The organism is Clostridium sp. N3C (genome assembly GCF_900095445.1).
GTDB lineage: Bacteria > Bacillota > Clostridia > Clostridiales > Clostridiaceae > Clostridium_AU.
The window spans coordinates 1-679 of record NZ_FMJL01000078.1; the positions used below are offsets into that span (position 1 = coordinate 1).

At 38.9% G+C, this 679-nt stretch carries 1 protein-coding gene; it reads right to left on the reverse strand.

Features of this window, described 5'->3' with window-relative positions:
• Positions 1-677: DDE-type integrase/transposase/recombinase (locus N3C_RS14130; protein ID WP_074366652.1), on the reverse strand; the 677-nt coding region annotated here is incomplete at its 3' end.
• Between the last annotated feature and the right edge of the window lie 2 nt (positions 678-679).

The window sequence follows — 679 nt, forward strand, 5'->3', positions numbered from 1 at the left end:
ATGGTAAGATCATCTTCTGATTTAGTTCTGCCATATTGTTTTGTGAACTCAAATCCATTATCAGTCTGTACACATTCAATAGGCATAGGAAAAGCCTTTATTAAATGTTGTAGAAAAACCATGGAAGAATAGGTGCTGTGTTCTTCAAATGCCTCAACATAACGCCATCTAGAGAATTCATCAATAGCAGTATACTGATAAAACTTCTGGCCTTTAGCCTCACCAACAAGACAAGCGGCAGGCACGTATTTAACATCTATTTGTATTCTCTGGCCTGGATATGACATCTGTTCATAAGGCTTAGGAATATATTTTGGATTAGGTGGCTTAACGGCCATGAGGTTCTGCTTGCGCAGGAAACGATATAGTCCAGCAATAGAGCGCTTATATCCGCGTTGCATGAGTTTTACCCAGAATACCACTAAACCAGCATTAGGATTACGGCGTCTCATATCATTAATGAGTTTGATTTCGGATTCTGTATGTTGATTAGGATGATGATGAGGTCTCCTTGAGAGTTCTCTAAGAGAGTCCCATGAGCCGTCATATCTACGTTTCCAACGATAGATATACTGCCTATTAGTTTTATAACGACGTGCAGCAGCAGAAACACCATGTTTTTCTGCATAATTAATTAAAGCTTTACGAAATCTCATATCTTGTGTTATACTTGCCATGC